Source organism: Methylorubrum populi (assembly GCA_036946625.1).
Lineage (GTDB): Bacteria > Pseudomonadota > Alphaproteobacteria > Rhizobiales > Beijerinckiaceae > Methylobacterium > Methylobacterium populi_C.
The window spans coordinates 919,187-935,917 of sequence record JAQIIU010000003.1 but is presented as its reverse complement, the minus strand read 5'-3'; the positions used below and the strand labels follow the sequence as shown (position 1 = coordinate 935,917).

12 protein-coding genes are annotated in these 16,731 nt (G+C 71.4%); 1 reads left to right on the top strand and 11 read right to left on the bottom strand.

Annotated features, from left to right (window positions below; translation table 11 throughout):
• Positions 1 to 152: 152 nt before the first annotated feature.
• The 6 genes from truB to rimP all read right to left on the bottom strand — a co-directional run bounded on the left by truB (position 153) and on the right by rimP (position 8,035).
• On the bottom strand, positions 153 to 1,178 hold the full coding sequence (gene truB, locus PGN25_15820) for a tRNA pseudouridine(55) synthase TruB (protein ID MEH3119005.1): 1,026 nt from the start codon (positions 1,176 to 1,178) through the stop codon (positions 153 to 155).
• 125 nt (positions 1,179 to 1,303) lie between these two features.
• Positions 1,304 to 1,741 carry a 30S ribosome-binding factor RbfA gene (rbfA, locus tag PGN25_15815; GenBank protein ID MEH3119004.1) on the bottom strand — a complete coding sequence of 146 codons (438 nt, stop codon included), beginning with the start codon at positions 1,739 to 1,741 and terminating at the stop codon, positions 1,304 to 1,306.
• Between the two features lie 102 nt (positions 1,742 to 1,843).
• On the bottom strand, positions 1,844 to 4,765 hold the full coding sequence (gene infB, locus PGN25_15810) for a translation initiation factor IF-2 (GenBank protein ID MEH3119003.1): 2,922 nt from the start codon (positions 4,763 to 4,765) through the stop codon (positions 1,844 to 1,846).
• Positions 4,766 to 4,829: 64 nt separating this feature from the next.
• On the bottom strand, positions 4,830 to 5,570 hold the full coding sequence (locus tag PGN25_15805) for an RNA-binding protein (protein ID MEH3119002.1): 741 nt from the start codon (positions 5,568 to 5,570) through the stop codon (positions 4,830 to 4,832).
• A 20-nt stretch (positions 5,571 to 5,590) separates the two neighbouring features.
• Complete coding sequence (gene nusA, locus PGN25_15800; GenBank protein MEH3119001.1) at positions 5,591 to 7,216, bottom strand: transcription termination factor NusA; 1,626 nt, start codon at positions 7,214 to 7,216, stop codon at positions 5,591 to 5,593.
• Between the two features lie 75 nt (positions 7,217 to 7,291).
• Positions 7,292 to 8,035: a ribosome maturation factor RimP gene (gene rimP / locus PGN25_15795; GenBank protein MEH3119000.1), complete on the bottom strand. Its 744-nt coding sequence runs from the start codon at positions 8,033 to 8,035 to the stop codon at positions 7,292 to 7,294.
• 638 nt (positions 8,036 to 8,673) lie between these two features.
• Between rimP and PGN25_15790 the strand changes: the two genes are divergently transcribed.
• Entirely contained in the window at positions 8,674 to 9,342 is a 669-nt protein-coding gene (locus PGN25_15790; GenBank protein ID MEH3118999.1) for a CatB-related O-acetyltransferase, read from the top strand.
• Between the two features lie 681 nt (positions 9,343 to 10,023).
• Here PGN25_15790 and PGN25_15785 read toward each other — a convergent pair.
• The 5 genes from PGN25_15785 to PGN25_15765 all read right to left on the bottom strand — a co-directional run bounded on the left by PGN25_15785 (position 10,024) and on the right by PGN25_15765 (position 16,715).
• Positions 10,024 to 11,196 carry a M20 family metallopeptidase gene (locus PGN25_15785; GenBank protein ID MEH3118998.1) on the bottom strand — a complete coding sequence of 391 codons (1,173 nt, stop codon included), beginning with the start codon at positions 11,194 to 11,196 and terminating at the stop codon, positions 10,024 to 10,026.
• 64 nt (positions 11,197 to 11,260) lie between these two features.
• The gene (gene cueR / locus PGN25_15780) at positions 11,261 to 11,677 is read right to left on the bottom strand and encodes a Cu(I)-responsive transcriptional regulator (GenBank protein MEH3118997.1); all 417 of its coding nucleotides are present in this window, start codon (positions 11,675 to 11,677) and stop codon (positions 11,261 to 11,263) included.
• Positions 11,674 to 14,166, bottom strand: coding sequence for a heavy metal translocating P-type ATPase (locus tag PGN25_15775; protein ID MEH3118996.1), 2,493 nt, complete (start codon positions 14,164 to 14,166; stop codon positions 11,674 to 11,676). The genes cueR and PGN25_15775 overlap by 4 nt, the downstream gene beginning before the upstream one ends.
• Positions 14,167 to 14,356: 190 nt before the next feature.
• A complete protein-coding gene (locus tag PGN25_15770; GenBank protein ID MEH3118995.1) occupies positions 14,357 to 15,637 on the bottom strand; it encodes an ATP-binding protein in 1,281 nt (426 codons plus the stop codon).
• A gap of 22 nt (positions 15,638 to 15,659) precedes the next feature.
• Positions 15,660 to 16,715: a lysylphosphatidylglycerol synthase domain-containing protein gene (locus PGN25_15765; GenBank protein ID MEH3118994.1), complete on the bottom strand. Its 1,056-nt coding sequence runs from the start codon at positions 16,713 to 16,715 to the stop codon at positions 15,660 to 15,662.
• Positions 16,716 to 16,731: the final 16 nt, after the last annotated feature.

Below are 16,731 nucleotides of genomic sequence, written 5' to 3'. Positions count from 1 at the left end.
CCACCATTCGATGAGGATAGCGGGCTTCTAAGAAGAGTCGGATTGATCCGAGGTTAAATGAAGCCGGCTACTCCTCCTCATGACGTTCAATGCCCTATGATCGTCTTTGCAGGCAGAGCATGTGTGTTACGCAACAGACGCCGATCTTTTCCTCAGTTTCTCTGCTGCGCCGTTCCACCCAGATGGAACACGCGATGCGGGACCAATTCCCCGCGCTCGACGTCGCCGACCGCGACGAGGACGCCACCGCAGGTCGCGTAGACCTTGCCCTCCATCGGCGCGTCGTGGCCGCGCAGGATCACCGGCTGACCGCGCATCAGGCGCAATCCCATATCGCGGCTCACCGCGACCGAGGGGATCTCGTCCAGGGCGGTCTCGACGGCGCGGAGATGCATCTCCGTGCTCTCCTCCAGCGCGGCGACGGTGCAGGCGCCCGCCTCCTCGAAGGGGCCGACGCGGGTGCGCCGCAGGGCGGAGACGTGGCCGCAGCAGCCGAGCGTGCGCCCGAGATCGCGGGCGAGCGCGCGGACATAGGTGCCCTTGCCGCACTCGGCGGCGATCACCGTGCGGTCGCCGTGATGCTCGATCACCGAGAGGTGGTCGATGCGCACGGCCCGGGCGACGAGTTCCACCACCTCGCCGTCGCGGGCGAGGTCGTAGGCGCGCTCGCCCTGGATCTTGATGGCGGAGAAGCGCGGCGGCACCTGCTCGATCTCGCCGACGAAGGCCGGCAGCGCCGCCTCCACCGCCTCGCGGGTCGGCCGGTTCCCGGAGGTCTCGACCGGGCGGCCCTCCGCGTCGTCGGTATCGGTCTCGACGCCCCAGGTCACCTCGAAGCGATAGGCCTTGCGGCCGTCCATGACGAAGGGGACGGTCTTGGTCGCCTCGCCGAGCGCGATCGGCAGGATGCCGGAGGCGAGCGGGTCGAGGGTGCCGGCGTGGCCGGCCTTCTTGGCATTGAACAGGCGCTTCACCACGGCCACGGCCTGGGTCGAGGTGATGCCGACGCCCTTGTCGAGCACCACCCAGCCGCTCACGTCGTTCTTCTTCGGGCGGTCATGGCGCGGTCGACCGCGCTGGGGTCGGCGTCCGCCCTGCGGCGGCCCATCGCGCCGGACATCGCCGCGCGGCCCCTGCGGCGCCTCGACGGCGCGCTCGGAAGAAATCTCGTCCTGCATCCTGTCCTCGATCGACGGGTCTTTTCTTGCGACGGGTCTTTTCGACGGACTCGTCCCGTCCACGGGCCCGAACAACCGGCCCGAAGGGTGAGTGGGCGGCTTGAGAAAAACCGCCCGGATCGACATCAATCGCGCGAGGGCGAATCCGGTTCGGCCTCGTCTTCGGCGCGGGGTGCGCTGTCGAGATCCCGTTGGACCTTCTCGCTGCGCAGCAGCCGGGCGATGCGGGCGGCCTCGTCGAAGGTCTCGTCCCGGCGGAAGCGCAGTTCGGGGGCGTATTTCAGGTTCACCCGCCGGGCCACCTCCTGGCGGAGGATCTTCTTGTGGCGGTCGAGCGCGGCGATCACCGGCGCCTCGTCCTGTCCGCCGAGCGGCATGACGTAGGCGGTGGCGAGCTTGAGGTCCGGCGACATCCGCACCTCGGGCACGGTGACGACGTGGGAGCCGAGCACCGGATCCTGGATGTCGCCGCGCTGGAGCACTTCGGCCAGGGCATGGCGCACGAGTTCGGCCACGCGCTGCTGGCGCTGCGAGGGACCGGAGGAAGTCTGCTTCTGAGCCATCGGGGATCGACGTCGCTGAGGCGCAAGGTTCGTGCCTGAAACAAAGGGGGCCGCAGCTTTCGCCGCGGCCCCGCTTCTCGAAGAGCGGCGGAAGAGGGCCGCTCAGAGCGTGCGGCGGATCTCCTCGACCCGGAAGCACTCGATGAAGTCGCCCACCCGCATGTCCTGGTAGCTCTCGAAGGACATACCGCACTCGTAGCCGGCGATGACTTCCTTGGCGTCGTCCTTGAGGCGCTTCAGTTGAGCCAGCTTGCCCTCGTGGATCACCACGTCGTTGCGCAGCAGGCGGACATGGGCGCCGCGCTGGACCACACCCTCCATGACGCGGCAACCGGCGATCTTGCCGACCTTCGACACGTCGAAGATCTGCAGGATCTGCGCCTCGCCGAGACGCTCCTCGCGCAGCGTCGGCGGCAGCATCCCCGACAGCGTGGCTTTGATGTCGTCCACGAGGTCGTAGATGATGCCGTAGTAGCGGATCTCGGTGCCTTCGCGCTCGGCCGAGGCGCGCGCCTCCTTGTGGGCGCGCACGTTGAAGCCGATCACCACCGCCTTGGAGGCCTTGGCGAGGGTGATGTCCGACTCGGTGATGCCGCCCACGCCCGAGAGCAGGATGCGCACGCCGACCTCGTCGTTGCCGAGGGCGGTGAGCGCACCGTTGATGGCCTCGACGGAACCCTGCACGTCGCCCTTGATGACGATCGGCAGTTCCTTGCGGCCGGCGCCTTCCTTGGCCTCGCGCATCATGTCGACGAGGGAGCGGTTGGCGCCGCCGGTGCGGGCGTTCAGGCGGTCGCGCTTGATCCGGGCGCGGTACTCGGTGACCTCGCGGGCGCGGGCCTCGTTCGGCACCACGATCACGCGGTCACCGGCGTCCGGCGTGCCGTTGAAGCCGAGCACCTCCACCGGGACCGACGGACCGGCGTAGGGGATGTGCTTGCCGGTGTCGTCGATGAGCGCGCGGATGCGGCCCCACTCGGCACCGGCCACGACGATATCACCGGTGAACAGGGTGCCGCGCTGCACGAGCACGGTCGCCACCGGGCCGCGGCCGCGGTCGAGCTGGGCCTCGATCACGGTGCCCTCGCCGTCGCGCTTCTCGTTGGCGCGCAGGTTCATGATCTCGGACTGGAGCTGCAGACCTTCGAGCAGGGCGGGCAGGCCATCGCCGGTCTTGGCCGAGACCTCGAACTCCAGGGTCTCGCCGCCCATCGACTCGACCTGGATGTCGTGCTGCAGCAGCTCGGTGCGCACCCGCTGCGGGTTCGCGTCCGCCTTGTCCATCTTGTTGATGGCGATGATCATCGGGACGCCCGCCGCCTTGGCGTGGTGAATCGCCTCGACGGTCTGGGGCATCACGCCGTCATCGGCCGCCACCACGATCACGACGATATCCGTCACCTTGGCGCCGCGGGCGCGCATGGAGGTGAAGGCCGCGTGGCCGGGGGTGTCGATGAAGGTGATGAGGTCGCCCGAGGGCGCCGACACCTGATAGGCGCCGATATGCTGGGTGATGCCGCCGGCCTCGCCCTCGACCACGTTCGCCGCGCGGATGGCGTCGAGCAGCGAGGTCTTGCCGTGATCGACGTGACCCATGATCGTCACGACCGGCGGACGCGGCTCGAGATCCTCCTCCAGATCCGGCTCGTCGGAGGTCAGACCCTCCTCGACGTCCGACTCGGCGACGCGGCGGACCGTGTGGCCCATCTCCTCGGCGATGAGCTGGGCGGTGTCCGAATCGATCACGTCGGTGATCTTGTGGATCTGGCCCTGCTTCATCAGCAGACGGATGACGTCGACCGCACGCTCGGACATGCGGTTGGCGAGCTCTTGGATGGTGATCGTCTCGGGGATTGTCACGTCGCGGGCGATCTTCTCCTTGGACTCTTCGTGCCGATGGCCGCTCATGCGCTGCTGGCGGCGGCGGAAGGAGGCGACGGAGCGCGTGCGCTCGTCCTCGCCCGCCGTGGCGTTGGCGATGGTGAGACGGCCGCGGTTGCGGTCGCCGCCCGGCGATTTCGGCGTCTTGGGCGGCGTGATGATCTTGAGCGGCATGCCGGGGCGACGGATCACCCGCTTGGTGTCCGCCTCCTCCTCGGCCGCAGCGGCGCCGGGACGGCCGGCGGGACGCGCGGCGGCCCCCGCACCCGCGGGGCGGGCGGCGGTCGTCGGGCTCGGCGCCTTCTCGGGCTCCGGCGCCGGGGTCGGACGGGCCATGAAGTTGAGGTCGCGCGGCTTCTTCACGTCCGCGGTGATGGTGCGGCGCGGCTCGGCCAGCGGCTGCGGCGCGGCCGGACGGGCCGCACTCGGCGCGGGCCGGGCGCCGGCAGCGGCGGGACGCTGCGGAGCACCGCCCGGGCGCGCGGCGGAAGACGGGGCGGCCGGGCGCGCCGGAGCGGGGGCCGGACGGGCGGCGGGCGCGGAAGCCGCAACCGGCGCAGCGGCCGGGGCGTCCGCAGGCGCCTCGGGAGCCGGCGCCGCGGCGGCGCGGGCGGCCTCCTCCTCGCCGCGGCGGCGCGAATCCTCGGCGGCCTTGCGGCGCAGCTCGTCCTCCTGGCGACGGCGCTCCTCCTCCTCGCGGCGACGGGCCTCGGCGGCCTCGCGCTCGCGGCGCTCGGCCTCCTCACGGTCGCGGCGGGCCTGCGCCTCGGCCTCGGCCCGGGTGCGGGCCTCCGACTCGCGGCGCTGCGCGTCGGCGAGCGCGGCGGCGCGGGCGTCCCGCTCCTGCTCGCTCAGCGTGCGCAGGACGACGCCCGAGGCCGAGCGGCCGGCCGGCCGGACCGCCGCAGCGGGCGCGACGGAGGCCGGACGCGGCGGCGGCGCGGCGACGGGCTCGCGGGACGCGACCGTTCCGGGGGCGGCACCGATCGTGCGCCGCTTCACCGTCTCGACCACGACGGACTTCGACCGCCCGTGGGAGAAGCTCTGACGGACCGTTCCCTGCTCGACCGGACGCTTCAGCGTCAACGGCTTCGACGGGGCCCTGGTCTGCGTCTTGTCACCCGGATTGTTCGTATCGCTCATTCAGTCTGAACCCTGAGGGCTTCCATCGTCCCGTCGGCCGGCGGCGGGCATGCCCGGCCGATTGTCATCTCATTCCGTCGTCGTGCGAATCAAAGGCGGCCGGCCCAGCATCGAGCGGGGCGTCCTCCTCGGACGCCGACGCCATACCCTCGAAGGTGCGGAACCGACGCCAACGCGCGAGATAGCCGGTGGTGCCGGCTCCCGCGATGAGGGCAGCGTGTATCACATGATCCCGGCCCAATGCCATGTCCAATTCGGCGTTGGACAGGTCATCGACGACGGGAATGACCGATATGGCATCGCCGTAGCGGCGCCGCAAGGCGGCGGCGAGCTTGCGGCGACCGTCCGCGGCGGCGTCGCTGGCGTGAATCAGGGCCGCGACGCCCCCGGCACCGAGCACCGCCGACTCGACCTTGCCGAAGCCGGTGACGACGCAACCGGCCTTGTTGGCGAGCGCCAGCGCCTGACGCAGGTCGGTGCGCAGACCGTCCGAGACCTGCTCCGCGAGGTCGGGCGCGACCTTCGCCTCGCTCGTCCTGAACGCGCGGTTGAAGGCGCGGCGCTTGACCGCCGCCTCGACCGTGGCGCGGGTGGCGGTGACCCATGCGCCGCGGCCCGGCAGGCGGGCGCGCAGGTCCGGCACCACCGTGCCGTCCGGCCCCAGCACGAAGCGGATCAGGCCGGAGGGCGACTGCGCCGTGCGGGTGACGATGCAGGTGCGCACGGGCTCCCGGCCGCGGCCGGGGCCGCGGTCGAGCTCCGGGCCGGTCCCGGCCGCCTCCCCCTGCACGGTCATGTCCTGCATCGCGGTGCCCTGCCCTTCGCTCAGGCCTGCTGCGGCTCGGCCGCGGCCTCCTCGTCCGCCTCCTCGCCCTCGGCGGCCTCGCCCCCCGGCTCGGGCAGCGCCTCGATCCAGCCGGCGTGCAGACGGGCGGCCATGATGAGCGCTTCGGCCTCGGCCCGCGACAGCTCGAAGCCGTCGAGGTAGCCGGCATGGCGCACGGCCTCGGGGCCACGGCCCTCGGTGTAGCCGACGAGGTCGTCGGTGGCACATCCGGCGAGATCCTCGACCGACTTCACCTCGTTCTCGCCCAGCGCCACCATCATGGCGGTGGTGACGCCCTCGATCTCGCGCAGTTCGTCCGCGACGCCGAGTTCGCGGCGGCGGTCGTCCTGCTCCTGCTCGATGCGGGCGAGATAGTCCTGCGCGCGGGCCTGGATCTCGGCGCCGGTCTCCTCGTCGAGGCCCTGGATGTTGGAGAGTTCGGCCACGTCGACGTAGGCGATCTCCTCGACGTTGCGGAAGCCTTCGGCCGCAAGCAGTTGGCCGACGGTCTCGTCCACGTCGAGCGCTTCCATGAACACCTGGGTGCGCTCGGCGAACTCCTTCTGGCGACGCTCCGATTCCTCGGCCTCGGTCAGGATGTCGATGTCCCAGCCGGTGAGCTGCGAGGCCAGACGCACGTTCTGGCCGCGGCGGCCGATGGCGAGCGAGAGCTGGTCGTCGGGCACCACCACCTCGATGCGGTCGGCCTCCTCGTCGAGCACCACCTTGACCACCTCGGCCGGCTGCAACGCGTTGACGATGAAGGTCGCCTGATCCTCCGACCACGGGATGATGTCGATCTTCTCGCCCTGGAGTTCGCCGACCACCGCCTGGACGCGGGAGCCGCGCATGCCGACGCAGGCGCCGACCGGATCGATCGAGGAATCGCGGGAGATGACGGCGATCTTGGCGCGCGAGCCCGGATCGCGGGCCACCGCCTTCACCTCGACGATGCCGTCGTAGATCTCCGGCACTTCCTGGCCGAACAGCTTGGCCATGAACTGCGGGTGCGAGCGCGACAGGAAGATCTGCGGTCCGCGCACTTCCGAGCGCACGTCGAACAGGTAGGAGCGGATGCGGTCGCCGGGGCGGAAGGTCTCGCGCGGGATCATCTCGTCGCGCCGGACGATGCCCTCGCCGCGGCCGAGATCGACGATGACGTTGCCGTACTCGACGCGCTTGACCACGCCGTTGAGGATCTCGCCGATGCGGTCCTTGTACTCGTCGTACTGGCGGGCGCGCTCGGCATCGCGCACCTTCTGCACGATCACCTGCTTGGCCGACTGCGCCGCGACGCGGCCGAAATCGAAGGGCGGCAGGGTGTCGGAGATCACGTCGCCGACGAGCGCGCCGGGATTGTAGTGGCGGGCCTGATCGAGGGTGATCTCGCGGGCGTCGTTCTCGACCTGATCGACCACGAGCAGGTGGCGCGACAGGCGCAGCGCCCCGCTCTTCGGGTCGATCTCGGCGTGGACGTCGGTCTCGGCGCCGTAGCGGGAGCGGGCGGCCTTGGCGATCGCCTCCTCCATCGCCTCGATGACGATCTGGCGGTCGATCACCTTCTCGCGGGCGACCGCGTCGGCGATCTGCAGGAGTTCGAGCCGGTTGGCGCTGACGACGGCCATGGTTCCTGGTCCTTCCTTCAGGTCGTGCTTGCAGGCGTACCCCCCGTCTCTCGGGACGGGGAAACGCGAAAAAAATCAGTGCAGGGTGTCGCGGTTCTTGAGGCGGGCGGCCTTGGTGACGGTCGGGCCGCCGGGCCTGGGCTTCTTCGCCTTCACAGGCTTGTCGGGTTTGGGCCTGGGCCGCTTCGGCTGCGGGATGAAGCGGATCTGCGGCGCCTCGTCCTCCGCCTCGTCGGCCTCATCCGCGTCCTCGTCGTCGCCGTCCTGCGGCGGGGCGGAGCCGCGGCGCAGCGATTCGCGGATCAGGTCGTCGGTGAGGACGAGATGCGCCTCGCCGAGATCGCGCAGCGGCAGGTCGATGCGGCTCGGCAGGCCGGGCTTCACGTCGGGCAGGTCGATCGGCACCGTGGCGCCGTCGGCGCTCGGCCCGCCGAGGATGCCGCGGAAGCGCTTGCGCCCGTCGAGCGGCACGGCCAGCTCCACCTTCGCCTCGTAGCCGGCCCAGCGCTCGAAATCCGAGACGCGCACCAGCGGCCGGTCGATGCCGGGCGAGGAGACTTCGAGGTGGTAGGCACCGCCGACCGGATCTTCGAGATCGAGGATCGGCGAGATGGCGCGGCTCACCGTCTCGCACTCGTCGACGCCCATGGTGCCGTCGGGCCGCTCGGCCATGATCTGCACGGTGCAGCCCTGCGCGGTCGAGACCTTCACCCGCACCAGCCGGAAGCCGAGGCCCTCGATCGGTCCCTCGACCACCTGGGCCACGCGCGCGGCGACGCCCGTTTCGCCGACAAGCCGCTTCTCGGTGGGCTCCGCCATGCTGTCGTTTTCCGAAAGACTCAGTCGGGATGAAAACTTGGCAGTTCCGGTACAGGGGTCCTTGCGGGAAATAAAAAAGAGCGGACCCCGGGGGGCCCACTCCCGCAAGCAGCCTATCGACTGCACCAGAAATGTTGAGCCGTGACTTACCCCCGGCGCGCCGCGAATTCAAGCGGTTCGAAGCACGATCCCAGGGCAATCGCTTGAAAACGATTGCCCTGGTTTTTGCCGGCCTCATACCGTTTCCGATTGATCGCTTCGGGTTTGGCCCCCCTCCGTCATCGCGAGCGGCCGCGAAGCGATCCAGGGCGCGACAGGTCCGGAAAGGTCGCGCCCTGGATCGCCACGGCTTCGCCTCGCGATGACGCAGGACAGGCCGAACTCATCAACCGGATAGCGTATCAGTCGCCGGCGCCCGCCTCCGCGGACATCTCGGCCCCTTGGGCTTTCGCTCCGCTCGATGCTTTTCAGGACTGACATCCTGAAAAGCCCGCTCCGCGCGGCGCTCTTCGCGCCGCGAAGCCGCTCAGGCGGCTTCGAGCGATGGCCCTGAGCACGATCCTCGGCCTCCAGCGCCGCGATCCTGCCACGGGCGGCTGCAATCGAGTCGAACGGCACACGCGACGAGGGAGCAAACCATGCCGGCGAACGGTCTCGGCCCGGATCCGAACGCGCTGCACCCGATCCCGGGGCAGGCGCGCGTCACCTTCATCCGCAACCTCGCCCTGCCGGAGAACGTCGAAGTCGGTGCCTACACCTACTACGACGATCCGGCCGGGCCGCAGGCCTTCCTCGACGCGATCCTCTACCACTTTCCCTTCATCGGCGACCGGCTGGTGATCGGGAAGTTCTGTGCCATCGCCTCCGGCACGCGCTTCCTGATGAACGGCGGCAACCACCGGCTGGACGGGCTCTCGACCTATCCCTTCCCGATCTTCGGCGGGGCCTGGATCGGCCGGCACGAGAAAGAACTCGATTTTCCGAACCGGGGCGACACCGTGATCGGCCATGACGTGTGGCTCGGCTTTCGCAGCACCGTGATGCCGGGCGTCTCGGTCGGCGACGGCGCGGTGGTCGCGGCGCACGCCGTCGTCGCGGCCGATGTCCCGCCCTACGCCATCGTCGCCGGCAACCCGGCAAGGGTCGTCCGGCGCCGCTTCTCGGACGAGGAGGCCGCGCGTCTCCGGGCCGTGGCGTGGTGGGATTGGCCGATCGAGCGGATCACCGCTCACCTGCCCCTGATCGGCGGCGGCGATATCGGCGCGCTGGAAGCGGTGGCCGGTGAGGCCGCATCCGCCGCACCGTAGGGGACGAGCGGCGGCGGCGGCCGCACCGGTCCCGGCTCGGTCGCGAGGACGGCGGCAATCCAAAGGATGAGCAGAAGGGCCAGGAGCAGGTCGCGCGACGAGAGGCGCGGCGGTTCGTCGGGACTGCGCTCGGCCACGGGGAGGATGTCCGTCGGGGGCATCCGCCGTGTCTGACGCGGGTTTGTTTCCGGATTATGTGGGACAAATGCCCACAAAAAGCGCCGGACGCCGAAGCATCGCATTCGGCCGTGCCGCAGCGGTTTTCGACCGGACCGAGCAAGGCTCGCGTCGTCTCATACCGTTTCCGATCGATCGCTTCGGGTTTCGCCGCACTCCGTCCTCGCGAGCGGCCGCGAAGCGATCCAGGGCGCGACAGGTCCGGAAAGGGCGCGCCCTGGATCGCCACGGCTTCGCCTCGCGATGACGCAGGAGAGGCCGAACTCATCAACCGGATGTCGTATCAGAGCCTGTTTGACCGGCCAACGTGTCTTCGTCAGGCCACGGCAAGGCGAGAGGAAAAGCCCTGCTCCCATCCCGACCCTCATCCTGAGATGCCGGAGCGCAGCGGAGGCCTCGAAGGGGGCTCCAGGAATCACGCGGGATCTGGAGCACCCTTCGAGGCCGCTCACGCGGCACCTCAGGATGAGGGGCGAGATGGGATCACTGCAGTCAAACAGGCTCTCACTCGCGGATCGGCAATCCCGTCTCGATGATCCGCGCCCACAGCGAGGTGCCGTAGGGGATCGCGGCGTCGTTGAAGTCGTATTCCGGGTGGTGCAGGCCGGCCGAGGGGCCGTTGCCCATGAAGATGTAGGCGCCCGGCCGGTGGGCGAGCATGTAGGAAAAATCCTCTGCGGCCATCATCGGGGCGACCCCGCGATCCACCCGGGCCTCGCCGACGACCTGCGCCGCGACGTCGGCCATGAAGTCCGTCTCGGCCGGGTGGTTCTCGGTCGCCGGATAGCCGCTGGCGAAATCGATGCCCGCCCGCGCCCCGAAGGCCGCGGCCACGTTCTCGACGATGGACACCAGACGCGCGCGCATCAGGTCGCGCACGGCCGGCGTCAGCGCCCGCATGGTGCCGCGCAATTCGGCCGTCTGCGGCAGCACGTTGAAGGCCTCGCCCGCCTCCACCGCGCAGACCGAGACCACAGCCGAATCGAGCGGATCGACGGTGCGCGCGACGATGGATTGCAGCGCCACGACGATGTGGCTTCCCGCCAGCACCGTGTCGATGGCCGCCTGCGGCAGCGCCGCGTGCCCGCCCCTGCCCTCGATCGCGATCGTGAAGCGGTCGGTCGAGGCCATGATCGGGCCCGGGCGGATCGCGAAGGTGCCGAGCGGCTGGTCCGGGATGTTGTGCAGCCCGTAGACCGCCTCGATGCCGAAGCGCTCCATCATCCCGTCCTGCACCATGGCCTCGCCGCCGCCGCCGCCCTCCTCCGCCGGCTGGAAGATCAGCACGGCGTCGCCGTCGAAGGCGCGGGTCTCGGCGAGATACTTCGCGGCACCGAGCAGCATGGCGGTGTGCCCGTCATGGCCGCAGGCATGCATCCTGCCCGGCACGGTCGAGCGGTAGGGAAGGTCGCGGATCTCATGGATCGGCAGGGCGTCCATGTCGGCGCGCAGGCCGATGGCCCGGTTCGAGCCGTGCGACCGGCCGCGGATCACGCCGACGACGCCGGTGCGGCCGATGCCGGTGGCGACCTCGTCGCAGCCGAAGGCGCGCAGCTTCTCCGCGACGAAACCGGCGGTGCGGTGGACGTCGTACTGGAGCTCCGGATGCGCGTGGAGATCGCGCCGCCAGGCGGCGATCTCCTCCGAGAGATCGGCGATGCGGTCGATGACGGGCATGGATCCAACCTTTCCGGATCGGCCCCAGCAAGCAGAAGGCCAGCGGCGGGTCAACGGCGACGCTTCACGGTGCGTCCGCGGCCCCTGCCAGATCGTCGAGGATCGGGCAGTCCGGCCGCGCGTCGCCGCCGCAGCGCTCGGCCAGATGTTCGAGGGTGCGGGCCATGGCCTCCAGTTCGCCGATGCGGCGGCGCAGGTCCGCCACATGGTCGAGCGCCACCGCCTTCACCGCGGCGCTGGCGCGGGAGCGATCATGCCACAGCGCCAGCAGGTCGGCGATCTCGCGCACGGAGAAGCCGAGATCGCGGGCGCGGCGCACGAAGCGCAGGGCGTGGAGATCGCCCGCGCCGTAGACGCGATAGCCGGAGGCCGTCCGCCCGGCGGGCCCGAGCAGGCCGGTCTCCTCGTAATAGCGGATCATCTTGGCCGAGACGCCGGTGGCGCGGGCCGCCTCGCCGATGGTGACGGATCGCCCGCTCATGCCGCAGTGCCCGCCCGGCGCAGGCGCAGGGCGTTGCCGACGACGAAGACGCTGGAGAGCGCCATCGCCCCCGCGGCCAGAACCGGCGAGAGCTGCGGGCCCCCGAAGGCCGCGAGCACCCCCGCCGCCACCGGAATCAGCGCGGCGTTGTAGGCGAACGCCCAGAACAGGTTCTGGCGGATGTTGGCGAGCGTCGCCCGCGACAGGGCCACGGCCTCGACCAAGCCGCCGAGCGCCCCCGACATCAGCACCACGTCGGCGCTCTCCACCGCGACGTCGGTGCCGGTGCCGATGGCGATGCCGACATCCGCCTCGGCGAGAGCGGGCGCGTCGTTGATGCCGTCGCCGACGAAGGCGACCGGTCCGTGCGCCGCGCGCAAGGTGCGCAGGGCCGCGACCTTGCCCTCCGGCAGCACCTCGGCCTCGACCTCCGTGATGCCGAGCCCGCGGGCGACCGCTTCGGCCGTGGCGCGGGCGTCGCCCGTCAGCATCGCCACCGTGATCCCGCGGGCGCGCAGCGCGTCGAGCGCGGCCCGCGCCTCCGGCTTGACCGGATCGGCCACGGCGACGAGAGCAGCGAGCCGCCGATCCACGGCGACGAAGATCGGGCTCTTGCCCTCGCCTGCGAGCCGCGCCGCCTCGCCTTCGAGCGCATCGGTGGCGACGCCGAGACGCTCCATGCAGCGGCGGTTGCCGAGCGCCACCGGCCGCCCCTCGACCCGGGCCGAGGCGCCGTGGCCGGGCAAGGCCTCGAAGCCGTCCGCCCGGACGAGCGCGCCGGCCTCCCGCGCCGCCCCGGCGATCGCACGGGCGACCGGATGTTCCGAGCGGGCCTCGACGGCGCCCGCCAGCGCCAGCACGGTCTCGCGGGAGAAGCCGGATGCCGTCACGAGGTCGGTCAGCCGGGGACGGCCCTCGGTCAGGGTGCCGGTCTTGTCGAGGGCGACGACGCGGGCGTCCCGCAGTGCCTGGAGCGCGGCGCCCTGGCGGAACAGCACGCCCCGCTCCGCCGCCCGGCCGGTGCCGACCATGATCGAGACCGGCGTCGCCAGCCCCATGGCGCAGGGACAGGCGATGATGAGCACCGCGATCGCCGCGACCAGGGCGTGGCCGAGGGCGGGCGCCGGGCCGAGGACGAGCCAGCCGAGGAAGGTCAGCGCGGCGATCGCGATGACGGCGGGCACGAACCACAGGGTGACCCGGTCGACCAGAGCCTGGATCGGCAGCTTGCCGCCCTGCGCCGCCTCGACCATCCGCACGATCCGGGCGAGCGCCGTGTCGGCGCCGGTGCGGTCCACGGTGAGGTCGAAGCTGCCCGTGGTGTTGAGCGTGCCGCCGACGACGCGGGCGCCCCGGCCCTTCTCCACCGGCACCGGCTCGCCGGTGATCATGCTCTCGTCGACGAAGGAGGCACCGGACGCGACCGTCCCGTCCGCCGGCACGCGCTCGCCGGGGCGGACCCGCACCCGGTCGCCGACGCGCAGGGCGGCGGCCGGCACCTCGCGCTCGCCCGCCGCCTCCACCAGCCGGGCGGTCCTGGGCGAGAGGTCGATCAGCCGGGCGATGGCCGCGCCGGCCCGGCCCCTGGCCCGCGCCTCCAGCGTGCGCCCGAGCAGGATCAGGGTGACGATGAGGACGCTCGCCTCGAAGTAGAGGTGCGCGGAACCCGCCGGCAGCCACCACGGCGTGACCGTCGAGACGAGGGAGAAGAGGTAGGCCGCGCCGGCACCGAGGGCGACGAGCGCGTTCATGTCGGGGTGACCGCGCAGGAGGTTCGGCACGCCGACCCGGAAGAAGCGGCGGCCGGGCCCGGCCAGAACCAGCGTCGCCAGCCCCGCCTGCCCCCAGGCGAGGCCGCTCCGGCCGAGCCAATCCGTCACGGCATGGTGGAAGCCCGGCAGCAGGTGGCCGCCCATGTCGAGGACGACGACGGGCGCGGAGAGCACGGCCGCCAGGACGAGGTCGCGGCGCAGCGCCGACGCCTCCCGCTCCTGCCGCTCCGCGTGCCCGGCGTCCTGCGCGGCTTCGAGGGAGCGCGGCTCGTAGCCCGCCGCCCGCACCGCCGCCTCGACATCGGCGGTCGAGACGGCGCCGGCCGCGTGGCGCAACTCGGCCCGGCCGGTGGCGAGGTTGACGCTGGCCGAGACCGCACCGGGCAAGGCCGTCAGCGCCCGCTCGACGCGGCCGACGCAGGAGGCGCAGCTCATGCCCTCGACGGCGACGGCGGTGACGGCCTCGGGCACGTCGTAGCCCGCCGCGCGGATGGCCTCGACGGCCTGCGACGGCGGTGTGCCCTCCGCGAGCCTGAGGCTCGCCCGGCCCGTGGCGAGGTTGACCGACACGTCCGCCGCGCCGGGCAGGGCGGCGAGCGCGCGCTCGACGCGGCCGACACAGGAGGCGCAGCTCATGCCCTCGACGGGCAGGATCAGCGGCGCGCTCCGCAGGGAAGGCGCGGGCGGCATGGCGGGGCGGTTCAGAACGGTATCCATGCCGCTTCAGATGGACCTTCCCATCATGGGAAGGTCAAGGGTCTTCCGATCGCGCGGACGTCTTCTACCAAGCCGCCTGGAAGCCGACCGATGGTCGACTTCCCCGCGTCCGGCGAACGCCCGCCGCCGCGCGGGCAACCGGCGATGCGTCAAGATCGTCGCCGGTTGGTCTTCGATGGAGCGAAAGGCCTCATTCCGGGGGCGGCCCGATGACCGCCGCCTCCGGCCGATGCTCCGGCAGGCTCACCCGCGCGGTGGTTCCCCGGCCCGGCTCGCTCTCGATGACGAGCTTGCCGCGGTGGCGTTTGAGCGTGTGCTTGACGATGGCGAGCCCGAGCCCGGTGCCGCCCTGCTGGCGGCTCGACGCGGTGTCGACCCGGTAGAAGCGCTCGGTCAGCCGCGGGATATGCTCGGCGGCGATGCCCGGTCCCTCGTCGCGCACGCACAGCTCGATCCGGGCCCCGCGCCCGTCCGGCGCCTCGACGCGATCGAGGGAGACGGCGACCACGCCGCCGCTGCCGCCGTACTTCACCGCGTTCTCGACGAGATTCTCGATGACGCGCAGCAGCTCGTCCCGGTCGCCGAGAACCGGGAGCGGGATCTCGGGCCGCTCGACCTTCAATTCGACGCCGCGTTCGCGGGCGAGCGGCGCCTGCATGTCGACCATCTGCCGGGCGATGCGGCCGAGATCGACGGTCCGGGTCGGGGCGACGTGCTCGTGCAGTTCGATGCGCGAGAGCGAGAGCAGGTCGTCGATGAGCCGCGTCATCCGCTGCGCCTGCATGCGCATGATGCCGAGGAATCTTTCGCGCGCGCCCGCATCGTCGCGGGCGGGGCCCTGGAGGGTCTCGATGAAGCCGAGCAGGGCGGCGAGCGGCGTGCGCAGCTCGTGGCTGGCATTGGCGACGAAATCGACCCGCATCGCCTCCAGGCGGCGGGCCTCGGTGAGGTCGCGCAGGAACAGCACGACGTTGGCCTCGCCGCCCTCGGAGCCGTCGGGCATCGGCAGGGCGCCGATCTGTACCTCGAAGGCGCGCTCGGTCGGCACGCGGGCGGTATACTCGGTCCTCACCGCGGAGCCGGTGCGGAGCACCTCCTCGATGCCGTCGAGCACGTCGGGCGCGCGCAAGGAGAAGGAGAGCGGGTGGCGCAGCTTCAGCCCGGGCAGCAGCCGACGGGCCGCGGGGTTGGCCTCGATCACCACCACCCGGCGATCGACCAGGATGACGGGATCGGGGATGTTGGCGAGCAGCGCTTCGGCGATGGCGTGCCGCTGCGGCACGCCGGTCTCGCGCAGCGGCACCATCGCGGCCCGCCCCCCGCGCCCCAGCACCCCGCCGACGAGCAGGGCAAGCGCGGCAGCGAGCATCAGCGCCGTATCGACGGTGCCGCCGATCGCCTCGGCGAAGACGATGACCGCGACCGCCATGGTCGCGCCGAGCCACGCGGGACGGGCCGGGTTCGTCGTCATCGACGCCAGCGGGCCGGCCGGATCACGGGTCGTTCGCCGCCCGGCGCCGACGCAGCCGCAGCATCCCCTCGTAGAGGCCGAGCATCAGCAGCGCGAGGACGAAGGGGACGAGATAGTAGCAGACCCGGAACAGCAGCAGCGAGCCCAGCACCTCGTCGCGGGGCAGGTAGGACAGGGCGAGCAGCACGGTCGCCTCGAACACGCCGATGCCGCCCGGGGCGTTCGAGGCGATGCCGAGCATCGCGGCGAGCACGTAGATCGCCAGGAAGGTGGTGAAGGCGAGGTTCAGGCCCGCGGGCATCAGCAGGTAGAGCACGGCCGCCGCGGCGCAGACATCGCCGATGCCGACCAGCATCTGGCTGAACGAGACCGTCGCGCCGGGCAGTTCGAGCTGCCAATGGCGGACCTTGATGTAGCGCCGCTTCACCGACACCCAGGCGAGATAGACGAGCACGAGGCCGAGCGTGCCGAAGCCGAGGATCTGGTTGAGGCGTACGCTGCTGTTGACGCCGATGCTCTTGAAGGTGAGGCTCGCGAGTTGGCCCGCCTCGATGATGAGGCTGAAGCCCAGCACCACGCCCATGCCGAGCCAGAAGGTGAAGCCGGCGATCACCGTGAGTGCCGCGATCCTGGCCGCGGAGAGCCCGCGCTTCGAGTAGATCCAATAGCGGATCGCCGCCGCGGTGATGAGCGGGAAGCCGAGGGTGAAGCTCACCGCGTAGCTGGTGAAGGAGGCGAGCGCGGTGATGCGGTAGGGCATCTTCAGCCGGAGCTGGCGCAGGGCCAGCGCGTCGTAGCAGGTGAGGAACAGGTAGCTGACGGCGACGGCGGCGAAGGCCTCGGCGAGCTGCGCGTTCGTGACGCCGGTGAACGCCTTCCGCAACTCGGCCCAGGTGATCTCTTCCGAGAGCTTCCACAGCACCCCGAGGGAGGCGACGATGAGGACGACGCTGGCGAGCGTGCCGATCCAGGCGTAGCGCCCGCGCTTGCCCGCCCCCTTCGACCCGGCGGCAGCCTCGCGGCTCGCCTCGGCCGGCTCCGCCTCGGCGACCGTCCTGTGCTTCCCGGCAGAACTCATGTGGAACGGCGTCCGC